Source organism: Exiguobacterium sp. s83, assembly GCF_018617095.1.
Classification (GTDB): Bacteria; Bacillota; Bacilli; order Exiguobacteriales; family Exiguobacteriaceae; genus Exiguobacterium; species Exiguobacterium profundum.
In genome coordinates this window covers 1486765-1500630 of record NZ_JACSJP010000001.1, presented here as the reverse complement: position 1 = coordinate 1500630, position 13866 = coordinate 1486765, and the positions used below count along the sequence as shown (strand labels likewise).

Here is a 13866-nt window from a genome sequence, read left to right as displayed (position 1 = left end):
CAAGTACTGGAGGGTGCAAACATGAACATATTAGAAGTGCAAAACTTATCGAAAGTATACGGCAAGGACGAGATGGAGGTCAGAGCGCTCGATGACGTCTCGTTCACGGTGAAGAAAGGTGAATTTGTCTGTATCGTCGGGCCTTCGGGTTCGGGGAAATCGACATTGTTGCATTTACTTGGTGGTGTCGATGTGCCGACGAGTGGACAGGTGTTGATTGATCAAACAGACATTTATGCATTGGACGAGACGCAGCTTGCCATTTTCCGTCGTCGACAAATCGGTTTGATTTATCAGTTTTATAACTTGATTCCGATTTTAACGGTCGAAGAGAACATCACGTTACCGATGCTATTAGATGAACAAAAAGTGGATATCGCGCACTTGGAACGCATCATCGGTATCTTGGGCTTGTCAAACCGATTGACCCATTTACCAAATCAATTATCGGGAGGGCAACAGCAGCGCGTTTCCATCGGGCGGGCACTGATTAGTAATCCAGCTATTATCTTAGCCGACGAGCCGACAGGAAATTTGGATAGTCAAAATAGTGAAGAAATCATGAGCCTGTTAAAACTGTTCAATAAGAAATTCAATCAAACGCTCATCATCATTACCCATGACGAGCGGATTGCCTTACAGGCGGATCGTATCATTTCGATTGAAGATGGCAAGATTGCGAAGAATGAGGTCGTCCGCGCATGAACATCATCAATAAAATGACACTTCGGCATTTGCGCGAGAACAAACGACGCTCGCTTGTTACAATCATCGGAGTCATCATCTCTGTATCGATGATTACAGCTGTCACAACGCTCGGATCTTCTTTTTTGGATTTGATGATTCGTCAAGACATCGCAGATAACGGAGAATGGCATGTTCAGTATCTAGATACAAACGAAAAGCAAGTCGAAGCTATTCGGGATGATGCGAACACGAAGGCTGTCATCCTTTCAAATGATGGTTATGCTCAACTAGAAGAGTCACAAAATGCTTACAAACCATACTTATATGTTCGAAACTATAACACATCCGGATTGAAGAGTTTTCCAATTGACTTGACTGAGGGGCGTCTACCGGAAAAAGAAGGCGAAGTCGTCATTTCAGAAGGGATTCGCCAAAATGCCCTCGTCACCTATAACATCGGTGATGAATTGACACTGGAGATTGGAGAGCGGATTGATCCGTCATCAGGTTACGTGTTGACACAAAATGATGGTTTGATCCGAGAAGATGAGACGATTCTCGAACAATTAAACATTGAGGATACGGTGACATTGACGGTTGTTGGAACGATGGCTCGACCTGACTGGGAACCGACTTGGTCGCCAGGGTATACAGTCGTCGGATTCATCGATGATCAAGAATTGAATGGAGCAAAAGTCGATACGTTCGTCGCCTTGAACGATGTAGACAACTCGATTTATTCGGAAGCGAAACAGTTGATGACCGAACAGAACATAGAACGTGTCGCCTATAATTCCTCGTTGCTTCGTTATTATGGAGTGACAAATGACGATGGCTTGCGTAAAACGCTATATGGATTTGGTGGAATCATCATGGCGGTCATTGTGATCGGTTCGATTTCTCTAATCTATAACGCATTCGCCATCAGTGTGTCGGAGCGTTCTCGTTACCTCGGAATGTTGGCAAGTGTCGGGGCTACGAAGCGACAAAAGCGGAACTCGGTCTATTTTGAAGGGATGGTCATTGGGGGGATTAGCATTCCACTCGGTATCCTGGCGGGGGTTACGGGTATTGCGTTCACATTCCTATTCATCAATGCATTTGCCGAAAAAGCGTTAAACGTGACGGAGAAGTTTGAAGTTGTCGTCACACCGATTACTTTACTATTAACTCTCTTTATTTCGAGCGTAACCATTTTCATTTCCTGCTATCTTCCGGCGCGTCGAGCCTCAAAGATTTCTGCGATTGACGCCATTCGTCAAACGCAAGATGTACGATTGACGTCAAAACAAGTGAAGACGTCAAAACTAGTTCGTCGTCTTTTCGGTTTAGAAGCAGAGATTGGGTTGAAGAATACGAAGCGCAACCGTAAACGATATCTGGTTACCGTCTTCTCGCTCGTCATCAGTATCGTCCTGTTTTTAGTGGTCAGTTACTTCACTGATCGTCTCGAACAGTCCCTTGACATGTCTCAAGCAGAATATGATTTCGATATTCTTGTGAATGGTTCAACGCTTGATCAAAATGATTTACGACGTTATGAATCGTTAGATCATGTGACGAACGGAACATATTTTGAAAATGCAACGGTCCAAACGATGGTCAGCAAATCTCAATTACCGAGTGCAATTATCGAGAACGAGAATTTGGCATCGTCGTTTGTTGACGGAAAATTTATGTACTACGTATCCCTCTATCAATTAGATGATGAAAGTTTCAATGCGTACTTGAAACAAATCGGAGCGCCTGTCAGTCGTTTTGAAGACGGGGACGTACCAGGAGCCGTCTTGATTGATGAGATCTCGTATCAAGACATGGATCAGAAAAAATTCATCACTTCAGAGACGGTCGAAGCAGAAATCGGTGATACGTTTGAATTGAGGGACGAGAATGCAACGGGCGACGCGGCACCGCTTAGAACGATTCAAATTGGTGCTATGACAGATATCGCCCCGACCGGTGTGATGACAGGTTCTCTTGGATGGCTCGATGTGATAGTACGAGAAGGGACGTTTGAAGAAGACGCAATCGGGGATTTGATGAAACAATCGAGTCCGTCAATCGCGTTGAATTCAGATGATCCCGAGGACACACAACAAGTGATTGAAGCGGAACAGAATTTGGATTTGTATGTCTTTAACGTATCGGAACAACGGGAACAACAAGAACAGATGTTGTTACTTTTATCAATATTTGTGTATGGGTTTATCGTGCTAATTTCGCTAATTTCGATTGCGAACATTTTTAATACGATTTCAACGAGCGTCTCACTTCGTCGTCGTGAGTTTGCGATGCTTCGTTCAGTTGGGATGACACCGAAAGGATTCAATAAGATGGTGTACTATGAAAGCATTTTTTATGGGGTAAAAGCCCTTGCGTATGGGATTCCCGTCAGTCTTCTCATCATGTACCTCATCTATCGAGCGCAAATCAATACGTTTGATGCTCCGTTTACCTTGCCGTGGAATAGCATTCTGTTTGTCGTCATCATGATTTTCATGATTGTGGGTGCCTCGATGCTATATTCCGTTTCAAAAATAAAGAAAGACAACATTATCGACCGATTGAAACAAGAAAATGATTAAGTAGATTATTGAAAAATTCATAATAAACCATGAAGTACACAACAAGGGGCTCAGTACATGCTGAGTCTCTTTTTTATGATGTCATGACAAACAAAACACGATTGCCAAAACGATACGAAGAACGACCAAAATAATAATATTTTGTCACAGCTCTTGTTAATTAACCAAAAATAGGATATTTTTGATATATCGGATGACGATATAACGAAGAACGATATAAAGGAGCGGGATACGTGACACAACAGTCAAGTACAGGCGCATTAACCGAGGCGGTTTATTATATATTATTATCTCTGCAAGTCCCGAGGCATGGGTATGGGATAATGCAATTCGTGCAAGAATTGAGCAATGGGCGGGTTCAACTCGCCCCAGGTACGTTATACGGCGCCCTCAGTAGTCTAGTAGACAGAGGATGGATTCAGGCGCTCGAAGGTACGGGGCGGAAGAAAGAGTATGAGATCACGGAAGCGGGTCGGAAGGCACTCCGGTCAGAATTAAATCGGCTAGAAGAACTGGTGCGACATGGTCATGAATGGACGAAGGGGTTGGACACATGAAGACGAAAACGATTTATCGCATCTTTGTTGATTATGAGAAGGAAGAGAAGTGGCTCAACGAGATGGCTCAAAGCGGATGGGCACTCGAATCCTTTCGTTTGATGCGATATGTGTTCAAACAAGTCGAACCCGGGACGTACACGTATCGAATCGAACTATTGTCTAACTTACCTTCGCATCCCGAGTCGAAGGCGTATATGGCATTCCTGGATGAAGTGGGCATCGAAGTGGTCGACACGTCGTACCGGTGGATTTTCTTACGAAAACGAACGAGTGACGGACCGTTCCAATTGTATTCGGATTTTGATTCGATGATTCAGCGAGAAAAACGAATCATCCAACTGTATGGCGCAGTGGGACTCGCTAACTTTGTTGTGGTGATAGCGAATCTTTCCAATCCATATGCGCAGTGGACCGTCCTATTGAACATAGCTGTCGTCGCAATGTTGGCTTATGCGGTACAACATCATACTCGGAAAGTCAGGACACTAAAAGGTCTCAAAGCGATTGGAGAGATGAAGTCGTCAGATTGAGCGCATGGTTAGGAGGAGCAAGATGGATTCACCAGAATGGAAAGACTGTATCATTTGTTTCGGATTGATTGCGGGAACGACACTCGGTGTGATTCTCTCGTTCTTCTTCGATATCGAGCTGGTATATGGGATTGCGAGCGGGGCGATGATTGGCTACATTGGCGGACTTGCCGTATCGATTTGGAAGAAATGATGGATCAGGGTAACATTCCTCGTCTCGACGACGAGGTTTTTTTGATAGATTGTGACGAATGATATGAGATTGGGGTCTATAGTTATAGAGGGGTTATTACGAAGGGGGTAACTGGATGGATGACCAGGTCATCATCGATTGGTACTGGGAACGATCGGAGTATGCGATTGTCGCTACGAAGAAGAAATACGGAAGCTATTGTCATCGTGTTTCTTATAATATTCTACAGAATCGCGAAGACACAGAGGAGTGTTTGAACGATTTATATATGAAAGCGTGGGAGTCGATCCCGCCGACACGTCCGCTTCGACTCGGAGCGTATTTGACGAAGATCGTGCGAAATCTCGCACTGCAGCGTTATAAGAAGAATCATGCAAAAAAACGTGGTGGTGGGGAAGTACCGCTCGTCTATGAAGAACTAGAACATGTCCTTACGGAATCGATGAAAGACGAAGACCTCGTCGACGTGTTGAATGAATTTCTAGCAGACCTACCTCGACTGACAAGGGTGATGTTCATGCAACGTTATTTCTATTTACACTCGATTCAAGAAATTGCAACGACACATCAGCTCGGGGAGAGCCATGTCAAAATGACCTTGAAACGCACACGGGATGCGTTACAGCGAGCGCTTGAAGCAGAAGGGGTTCGTGTATGAAAAATGACCAGATCCTTCGACTACTCGGTGAAGTCGATGACCGGTATATAGAGGAATCGATGATGATAGAGCGAAAACCTTATCAACGACTGAAATGGGGAGGGGGACTTCTCGTTGCGATCGCTGCAGGATTCATGCTCTTCACATCGAATGTCTGGAACGAACGCATCCCATTATCTACGGATTCCACTGCGAATTCCGTTCACATTGTCGACCAATCAAAAGTGACATCAGATATTTCCGAGGAAAATATGATGGACATGACCGAAGATGAACTCTTTTCGAAATGGAATCCGGTCGTGGTCCGAGGAACGGTCACGAACATTCGACATATCGAGATTGATTTCAATGGAGAGACCGAATATCAGTCACTTATCACGATACACGTATCTAATGTGTATCGAGGGGATGTGCAAATCGGGCGAGATTTGATTGTTCGTGCCGATGCAATTGGGGAAACTGGACAGGCAAAACATATGAGTGTTATCTCGCACGTGAAACAGGGCATGGAAGGAATTTTCATGCCGATTCCATATGATGACGAGTTTGTCTGGGAACAAAATGATGCCACGCTCCGATTGAAAGATATTGCCGATTACGGTTTTCCGGATGGGGAGCGTTATCTATTTTTAGATACTCCGAACGCACTCTTGTTCGAGCGGGATGCTTACCCCTCCTTACAAGGTGTGGACTCACTCGATGAAGTAGAGGACTGGATGATGACGCGATTTTCAGAATAATGGAGAACTCAAATCGATAAGGGGGAAATGGATATGGAACGAAAGATTACCGTAAAAGGGACGGGGAACGTCTCATCTCGACCGGATTTGATTGTGATTCACATGGACCTCGTCTCGAAAGCACCACGATATGAAGATACGATGACCGAAGCAGCAAGTGCGGTGTCCCATCTTCAAAAAGCCATCATGCGTGCTGGTTTTGACAAGACGGACCTCAAAACGAGTGACTTTTCGATCGATACGGAATATGAGAGCTACCGTGATCGAGATGAGAATTATCGGTCACGCTTCGTCGGATACGTCTGTAAACAGAAGACGAAGCTCGAATTTGCGCTCGATACATCTAAACTATCGGACGTCATCGAACAAATCAGTCAATCTCGGGCAAATCCGAAACTCTCCATTCGCTTCACGATGAAAGACCCGAATGCGATTGAGGATCAGTTATTGGTGAGTGCTGCGGAGAATGCGAAGAAACGAGCGGAGCTTCTTGCGAAAGGAGCAGGCGCCGAGCTTGGGGACTTGCTTCAAATTGACTACACATGGGGAGAGATTCACCTGTTCTCGCCTACAAACGTCCTCTATAGTCAGGACGTCGTCTATTCGGAATCACGGATGCCCGAACTCGAACCAGATGACATTGACGTCAGTGATTCGGCGACATTCGTCTGGAGTCTCAAATGAGGCGACTGATTTTCTTGATGCTCCTTTCACTCTCGACTGCGCTGCCCGCATCTGCCCTTTCCTGGGCCTATACGTTTGTCGTGTTCGACCGAAACGCATATGAAGTGCTCGACACAACGATCGAAGAGGATGCACTCGGTGACGTGATCGGTGAAGTGGAGACAGTGGTCAATGATGAGACGGGACGTTACTACGGGAATGCTTCGAACGGATATCCGATTGGGACGGTGTACCGTGAAGTCGACGGGGAGTCTGTGGAAGACGTCATTGCGGTCGAGGACGGTTCGGAGTGGAAGCGAGCGGAGTATCGATTCGAAGCACCCTATCATACGCGCGACTTTGTCACGTTCTTCGGCTATTTGCTGCTCGGGATGGGCATCATCATGATAAGTTGGTCGTTCTTCAAGCGAAGTTCGTTGTACAAAAAAGAAGCATGAACGAAAGGAGAAATGGGAAGGGGAATACAGAAAGGTTCGGCAAAGGGGGGATTCACGATGAACATCTTGATTATTTTTGACTCACTGTATGGTCATACAGAAAAGGTTGCCCATGCGATGCAAGAGGAACTGTCGAAAGACCATGAGGCACGCATGGAACATGTGTTGAACATTGGATTAAGCGACTTGGCATATGTCGACCTGGTCATCATCGGCTCACCGACACATGGGGGATACGAAACGGAAGACATCAAAGTGTTTTTGGATGGCATCTCGGACAATGCGTTACGAGGAAAACGGACGGCTGCCTTTGACACAAGTATCGTCAAAGAGAAACAGAATCCGATTCTTGGAAAAATCATCGACTGGTTCGGTCATGCCGTCAATCGAGTCGAAGGGGAAATGATTGAAAAAGGGGCGACGGATGTCCAGAAAGAGTCGTTCCTCGTCGATGGGACGACGGAGATGTTGAAGGAAGGCGAACTCGAACGCGCGAAAGCGTGGGCGCGGGAGTTGGTCGGATAATACACGAAACGCATTCTGAGAACAGAGTGCGTTTTTTCTTGAAGCAGACGAGAAGAAATGAAAAGCGGGTAAATATTAAATAAGGCATAAAGAACGATAATTGTTCTCTATGCCTGTTCGAAAGATTAATTTACTTCAATGATATCTTTTACAATTGTTCGAAGTCTTTCTGTATATTCTTCAATTTCATAGACATGATTAATTTTGTGGCGAACGTTAGGCTCATCTCGGAAAGTGATGTATTTGTTCGTTAATGAATTTAAATGTAGACGACAAACCCATTTCCGATTACTATCATCAATCAAAATATTGAAGTAACTAGCGTTATCTCTATAAAAAATTCGGTCTTTATCAATTACTGATCCTAATAATACTTTCACTGTCGCATATCCTTCGATTTCTTCTTGAGTTGTTTCAATGATTGGTTGTGCTGGAATATCGACCGTTATTTCTTGCTCTTCTTCATTGGAAACAGGATCATCTATATTTGGCATTGCAGTGGGTTCTGTTTCACCTGAAATTGCATGCTTGATTCGTTCATTTAAATTTTCACTGATAAATTGATTGAAGGCTTTAGAAACAATTGGTCGGAACTTATCGACCACAGTTTGTGTCTTCATACCAAGGTAGCATTCTTGAATGAGTAGTTTGATTAATTCATCACTCGGTGACTGAGACAAGGTCTTTAGTTGATCTTTAATTGCACTGAGATATTTAAGTTCTTCCGCTGTCGAAAGAATTGTATTTACGTTGAATTCTTGTTTTTTAAACTTATATAGTTCTTTGATTTCATTATCTTTAATGTTTGATAATACGATTTCAAAGAAAGGAGTGCTATCCATCACATTAGGAGATTCTAAATCTGTATAAAAGCGATACATGTCACCATTTGTCAAGATTGCAAATTTTGCTTGTGTCGTTCCAAAATACCGAAATAATTGAGAATCATGTTTTGTTAATCGTTCATTAATAGATTTAGCTTCAATTAGAATTGTTGGTTTACCATCCTCCATAATGGCATAATCAACCTTCTCGCCTTTTTTTATACCTACATCAGCAATATATTCAGGAGTAAATTCTGCTGGATTGAAAACGTCATATCCAAGCGTTTGGAAAAACGGCATAATCAGAGCGGTCTTCGTGGCTTCTTCTGTCGAAATTGAGTGTTTAAGTTGTTTGATGCGTTGAGAAACAGTACGAATATCTGAAGAAAACTTTTCCATTATAATAACCTCCAATATTTGCATTTATTAAGTTAATACTACCTTTTATTATCGTGATAGTAAATTTGTCTTTATATAGTTTTTTAATTGTTAAGGAGATTGTCACAATAGAAAGGGTGATATCCATGAAAAAAATGGAACGGGATGTATTGGTCGGTTGGATTGTCGTCGTGCTAGTCCTCTTGATGCATTTTCTGATCACCGTGTCTCTCGGCAACTCGTACTTTGCTGAAAGTTCGTTGAATCGAATGTTGTGGCTTTCGAGTTTTCCGGCATTCTTAATCGCATTCGTCGCAGCCTTCTTCCAAAAAAAGAACACGGTCTTCCTAGCGGTTCGTCGTGGGCTACTGTGGACCATCGAGTTGATGGTCGCCTTCACCATTCTCGCTTGGGTGTTCCGTTCTTTCGAAGGACTGTATGCGAATGCTGGTCTCTACTGGTTGTTCGGTGCCGTCTTAATTGGACCAATCTTTTATATGATGGCGTTCCGACGTCAACATTCGAAACGAATCCGCACCCCTTGATTGAAACGCTTCCTCTCAAAGGAGGCGTTTTTAGATTGCCTCAGGATGGGAAAAGATAGAGAGAAGAGAGATTGGAGGAGAGTGCGATGAGCCAGTATTTTTCATCATCTTACGAAGAGTCGCGAGAGAAGTTCTTGAACTTACTGTCTGAAGTGAAACGATTTTATCCGAAAGCGGAGTTGTTGACACACTCGATTGGGGACGAGAGTATCGACGTCATTTTAGGGGAGCCGAAACGAGAACGAAAAGCGATGATTCTCATGACAATCGGGGAACATGGAATTGAAGGGTATGCGGGCGCCGCGGTGACCCATCAATTTGTTCAAACACAACTCGCGCATGTCCGTCATGAGACGACGGGAATTTGTCTCATCCATGCTGTCAATCCATGGGGGATGAAACACTTTCGACGTGTCAATGAACACAATGTCGATTTGAACCGAAATTACGTCATTGATCGTGAGTCAGTCCCATATAACGTGAACCGTGAATATGAGCTGATGCGCCATCTCTTCGTACCGGACGGAGTAATTGACGACTATCATGAGGCACGTGAACAGATCTATTCATTTCTCGGCTCTGGAATTAAGCTTGATGGCTTCAAAGCGATGAGTGGTGCAAAAGGGATGGGGCAATATCAATTCCCGAAAGGGGTGTATTACGGGGGAGAAGAAGGCGAACCGTCTGCCATCTTTTTGAAGGGAATTCAACATGATTTACTTGAGCGCTATGGAAAAGTCGTCCATCTCGATTGGCATACCGCACTCGGACCGACGAACGAGGTGACGATGGTCATCAGCAAACGGGACGGTCGCACGGAAGATGAGTTAAAACAAGCGTACGGTCTAGACAACGTCAACGTGTATGACCCGGACGAGGTACTCGGAGATTCGACGAATCATTTTTACTACGTGCGCGATACGGAATACCCGGACAAGGGTCTCGTTTCTGCCTTATTTGAATTCGGTACGTTTGGGACGTCGACAAAAGCATCCATCCGTGAATTTTTAACGATTATTTTAGAGAACCGGCTGTACTTTGAAGGGACAAAGGACCCTGAGGCACGAAACAGTATTCAAAACGAATTCATGGCGATGTTCTATCCGGAAAACGCGGATTGGCGAGAAGCTGTTTTACGAGAAGGAGCGAAAGCCGTTGAAGGTTATCTAAAAGGTGAAGCGCTCTGGCGCGACACATAAGAGGGTTTCTCGAAGTCGGAATAGGGAATAATGAGGTTGTGAGTGTTTTCGCTAAATAATGACTGTGGAGGTTGGATGATGGGATATATTACAGCACATGACGGTACAAATCTATACGTAGAGGATGTCGGGTCTGGGGAACCGATTGTCTTCTTGCACGGTTGGCCAGCAAACAACAATATGTTCGAGTATCAGAAGAATGCGCTCGTCGAAGCGGGATATCGCTACATCGGCATTGATTTCAGAGGATACGGGAAATCTGATGCCCCGGCGACAGGTTATGACTATGAGACAATGGCGTCTGATGTGCATATGGTCGTCTACGGACTTGGCTTAAAAAACTTCACGCTCGTCGGTTTTTCAATGGGTGGGGCGATTGCAGTTCGCTACGCAGCCGACTATAAAGAGGATGGACTCAACAAATTGGTCTTGGCCGGAGCCGCGGCACCAATCTTCACACAGCGTGCAGATTATCCATATGGAATGACAACGGACGAAGTCGACGCATTGATTGACGATACACGGGCAGACCGACCGAAGATGCTCGAAGGGTTCGGAGAAATCTTCTTCGAGAAAGAACATTCGAAACCGATGCAAAACTGGTTCCACCATCTCGCGCTCGTCGCGTCGAGCCATGGGACGATTGCCTCGGCACAAGCGTTACGCGACGAAGATTTGCGCGATGCCCTGCCGAAGATTGACGTCGAGACGTTGATTATTCACGGAGTGCACGACAAAATTTGTCCTTTTGAGTTTGCCGAACAGATGGAGCAAGGCATCCCGAATGCGCGAATCGAGCGCTTTGAAGAGAGCGGACACGGTACGGTGCTGGATGAACGAGAGAAATTTAACGATACGTTGTTGCAGTTTGTTCAATAATCGATGGCCTCCGAATCGGGGGCTTTTTGTATGTCGATAAGGGTAAGAACCAACGAAAACGGGTATAATTCAATTGGAGTTCCCTTCCATTTTTTGAATCACTGAAACATCGCTGTGACTAGAGTCACGATGTTTTTTTGTGTTGTTTTGGAGAAAGGGGGATGAAACCAGATTAGAACATGGATTTAGTTCAACCTGTCCTACCATTCATGGTACAATAGCGGGGTGGATTAACAGATTGAGGAGAGATTTAAATGAATATCGCTTTCTTTTTATATCCGAAAGAAGACGTCAAATATTTGGACCCCGAATCAACGGTACGACAAGCACTTGAAAAGATGAAGCATCATCGATTCACGTCTGTCCCACTCGTTTCGGAGAACGGATTTTACGCCGGGACGATGACAGAGGGGGATTTACTCTGGGCACTCGCAGAACAGCTTCGCGGGGAAGAAGACTATGAAAAAGTGCTCCGGACACGTCTAAAAGACATTAAGCAACGCGTTCGCTATAAGCCGGTTTCGATTACGGCACAAATCGAAGAACTTGTCGATGCGATCACGGACCAAAACTTCGTGCCGGTCGTCGATGACGGCAAATACTTCATCGGCATCATCCGACGCCGTGACATCATCGAGTATTACTCGACAAAGTTGAAACAATTGGAGAATGAAGTCCGATAATGAACAAGCCAGAACCGACTCCCGGTTCTGGCTTGTTTTACGTTTCTTTCAGCTTCGTTTTTAAAATAGGAGTAGGGCAAACCTCAATCAAATGGTGGAAAATGTGGAAGTACATATTTTCCTAATTCATCGATGACTTGGTTCTCGTCAACGATCCGTCTCGACAGTTTGTGAAGGAAGTTGGATGGTCACTCAAGCCAATCTTGGACGCCACGTGCGCCTGGGGCGAGTGCCATATCAATCAGTCCGGTGAAGAGGTCATTTCATAACCATCACGGTCGTCCAATACGGGCGACCGTTTTTCGTAGTGATAAGTCGGGTACAGGGACAGAGACAAGGAGGGAATTAGGATGGACGTGAAAACTTTTTTGTTTACAGATGACGGCTCCATTCCCAACCATCCGGATTATCCGGCGCTCCTCTATCGTGGCGTCTTTGATGACCCGAGCGGGATGCGAGAGACGTTTGCCCATAATGAATGGACGAACAGTTGGGTGAACGGGGTGTTCGACTATCATCACTATCACAGCAACACGCATGAAGTATTGGGCATATTACAAGGTGAAGCGACGCTTCAACTCGGAGGGACGAACGGTGACCTCGTCCGCGTCCGCCTAGGTGATGTCCTCATCTTACCGGCGGGAACGGGACATCGTCGCATCGAGGCGAGCGAAGATTTTCAAGTGGTCGGGGCATACCCGGACGGTCGCGACTATGACACATTGACAGGAAAGACGGAAGAACGACCGGACAACGTAAAGCGAATCGAACAAGTCGAAAAACCGAAGTTTGACCCCGTCTTCGGGACGACGGGTCCACTACATGAAGCATGGACAAAGGAGGAAACGTTATGAATCAACGACTACCACATTCTTTATTACTTGCGGCTTTAAAGCAAAACGTCGTCAAATTGAAAGACGGGCGCGAGATGCGCGCACTCGGACAAGGTACATGGCGCATGGGGGAAGACAAATCGAAGCATGATGCCGAGGTTGAGGCGCTTCGGACAGGAATCGACTGCGGACTCCATGTCATCGACACAGCGGAGATGTACGGGGAAGGGGAGTCTGAGAAGTTGGTTGGGGAAGCAATCCAAGACCGACGCGAAGATGTCTTTCTCGTTTCGAAAGTGTATCCATACAATGCGTATGGCGACAAACTCGTCAGCGCATGTGATGCGTCGCTCGAACGACTCGGGACGGACTATCTGGATCTCTACTTACTACATTGGCGAGGTGATGCCCCGCTCGAGGAGACGGTTCAAGGGATGGAACAGCTGAAAGCGGACGGGAAGATTCGGGCATGGGGGGTCTCGAACTTCGATGTGGACGATATGAAGGAATTGCTGTCGCTACCGAATGGAGACAAGTGTGCGGTCAATCAAGTGCTCTATCACCTTGGCAGTCGCGGGATTGAGTACGACCTCCTTCCTTATCTAAAAGAACAAGGGATTCCTGTCATGGCATACGCTCCACTCGCTGAAGGAAGTGACGTGAAAGAAGACGTCTTCAATAACGAGACGATCAATCGGATCGCGGAGGCGTATAGTGCCTCAGTCGCGCAAATCTTACTTGCTTGGACGATTCGGAGCGGACACGTCATCGCCATCCCGAAAGCCGGGCAGGCGGTACACGTGGAAGAGAATGCGGCAGCACTCTTACTTCAGTTGACGGAAGACGATTATGCGGCACTTGATGCGGCATTCCCGCCACCAAGTGGGAAAGAGCCGCTTGATGTGATTTGAAGCTTGTCCATAAAA

17 protein-coding genes are annotated in these 13866 nt (G+C 45.6%); 16 read left to right on the top strand and 1 reads right to left on the bottom strand.

Annotated elements, in window-relative coordinates; all coding sequences use genetic code 11:
- Positions 1-21: 21 nt before the first annotated feature.
- The 10 genes from KNO73_RS07775 to KNO73_RS07730 all read left to right on the top strand — a co-directional run bounded on the left by KNO73_RS07775 (position 22) and on the right by KNO73_RS07730 (position 7599).
- Entirely contained in the window at positions 22-705 is a 684-nt protein-coding gene (locus KNO73_RS07775; RefSeq protein ID WP_074033830.1) for an ABC transporter ATP-binding protein, read from the top strand.
- The gene (locus tag KNO73_RS07770; protein ID WP_215112282.1) at positions 702-3272 is read left to right on the top strand and encodes an ABC transporter permease; all 2571 of its coding nucleotides are present in this window, start codon (positions 702-704) and stop codon (positions 3270-3272) included. Before KNO73_RS07775 ends, KNO73_RS07770 begins: the two co-directional genes overlap by 4 nt.
- Positions 3273-3505: 233 nt before the next feature.
- Positions 3506-3829, top strand: coding sequence for a PadR family transcriptional regulator (locus KNO73_RS07765; RefSeq protein WP_214811199.1), 324 nt, complete (start codon positions 3506-3508; stop codon positions 3827-3829).
- Entirely contained in the window at positions 3826-4362 is a 537-nt protein-coding gene (locus KNO73_RS07760; RefSeq protein WP_168169856.1) for a DUF2812 domain-containing protein, read from the top strand. The genes KNO73_RS07765 and KNO73_RS07760 overlap by 4 nt, the downstream gene beginning before the upstream one ends.
- Positions 4363-4384: 22 nt before the next feature.
- Entirely contained in the window at positions 4385-4555 is a 171-nt protein-coding gene (locus tag KNO73_RS07755; RefSeq protein ID WP_211782449.1) for a hypothetical protein, read from the top strand.
- Positions 4556-4670: 115 nt separating this feature from the next.
- The gene (locus KNO73_RS07750) at positions 4671-5213 is read left to right on the top strand and encodes an RNA polymerase sigma factor (protein WP_078147384.1); all 543 of its coding nucleotides are present in this window, start codon (positions 4671-4673) and stop codon (positions 5211-5213) included.
- On the top strand, positions 5210-5953 hold the full coding sequence (locus KNO73_RS07745; protein WP_078147383.1) for a hypothetical protein: 744 nt from the start codon (positions 5210-5212) through the stop codon (positions 5951-5953). The genes KNO73_RS07750 and KNO73_RS07745 overlap by 4 nt, the downstream gene beginning before the upstream one ends.
- Before the next feature lie 33 nt (positions 5954-5986).
- Positions 5987-6637: an SIMPL domain-containing protein gene (locus KNO73_RS07740; RefSeq protein WP_078147382.1), complete on the top strand. Its 651-nt coding sequence runs from the start codon at positions 5987-5989 to the stop codon at positions 6635-6637.
- Positions 6634-7074: a hypothetical protein gene (locus KNO73_RS07735; RefSeq protein WP_215112281.1), complete on the top strand. Its 441-nt coding sequence runs from the start codon at positions 6634-6636 to the stop codon at positions 7072-7074. The genes KNO73_RS07740 and KNO73_RS07735 overlap by 4 nt, the downstream gene beginning before the upstream one ends.
- 57 nt (positions 7075-7131) lie before the next feature.
- Positions 7132-7599, top strand: a complete 468-nt coding sequence (locus KNO73_RS07730; protein ID WP_215112280.1) for a flavodoxin family protein — start codon at positions 7132-7134, stop codon at positions 7597-7599.
- Between the two features lie 125 nt (positions 7600-7724).
- Here the strand turns inward: KNO73_RS07730 and KNO73_RS07725 are convergent, their stop codons facing one another.
- Positions 7725-8822: a type I restriction endonuclease gene (locus KNO73_RS07725; protein WP_159562695.1), complete on the bottom strand. Its 1098-nt coding sequence runs from the start codon at positions 8820-8822 to the stop codon at positions 7725-7727.
- A 125-nt stretch (positions 8823-8947) separates the two neighbouring features.
- Between KNO73_RS07725 and KNO73_RS07720 the strand changes: the two genes are divergently transcribed.
- From KNO73_RS07720 to KNO73_RS07695, 6 genes are all read left to right on the top strand, one after another.
- Positions 8948-9346: a hypothetical protein gene (locus tag KNO73_RS07720; protein ID WP_215112279.1), complete on the top strand. Its 399-nt coding sequence runs from the start codon at positions 8948-8950 to the stop codon at positions 9344-9346.
- Positions 9347-9432: 86 nt separating this feature from the next.
- The gene (locus KNO73_RS07715; RefSeq protein WP_215112278.1) at positions 9433-10545 is read left to right on the top strand and encodes a M14 family metallopeptidase; all 1113 of its coding nucleotides are present in this window, start codon (positions 9433-9435) and stop codon (positions 10543-10545) included.
- 75 nt (positions 10546-10620) lie between these two features.
- Positions 10621-11424 (top strand): alpha/beta fold hydrolase, encoded by an 804-nt coding sequence (locus tag KNO73_RS07710; RefSeq protein ID WP_215112277.1) that lies wholly within the window; start codon positions 10621-10623, stop codon positions 11422-11424.
- A 254-nt stretch (positions 11425-11678) separates the two neighbouring features.
- Positions 11679-12107, top strand: a complete 429-nt coding sequence (locus KNO73_RS07705) for a CBS domain-containing protein (RefSeq protein ID WP_012727014.1) — start codon at positions 11679-11681, stop codon at positions 12105-12107.
- A gap of 350 nt (positions 12108-12457) precedes the next feature.
- Positions 12458-12961, top strand: coding sequence for a cupin domain-containing protein (locus KNO73_RS07700; protein ID WP_215112276.1), 504 nt, complete (start codon positions 12458-12460; stop codon positions 12959-12961).
- On the top strand, positions 12958-13851 hold the full coding sequence (locus KNO73_RS07695) for an aldo/keto reductase (protein WP_285222495.1): 894 nt from the start codon (positions 12958-12960) through the stop codon (positions 13849-13851). The genes KNO73_RS07700 and KNO73_RS07695 overlap by 4 nt, the downstream gene beginning before the upstream one ends.
- The last annotated feature ends 15 nt before the right edge of the window (positions 13852-13866 follow it).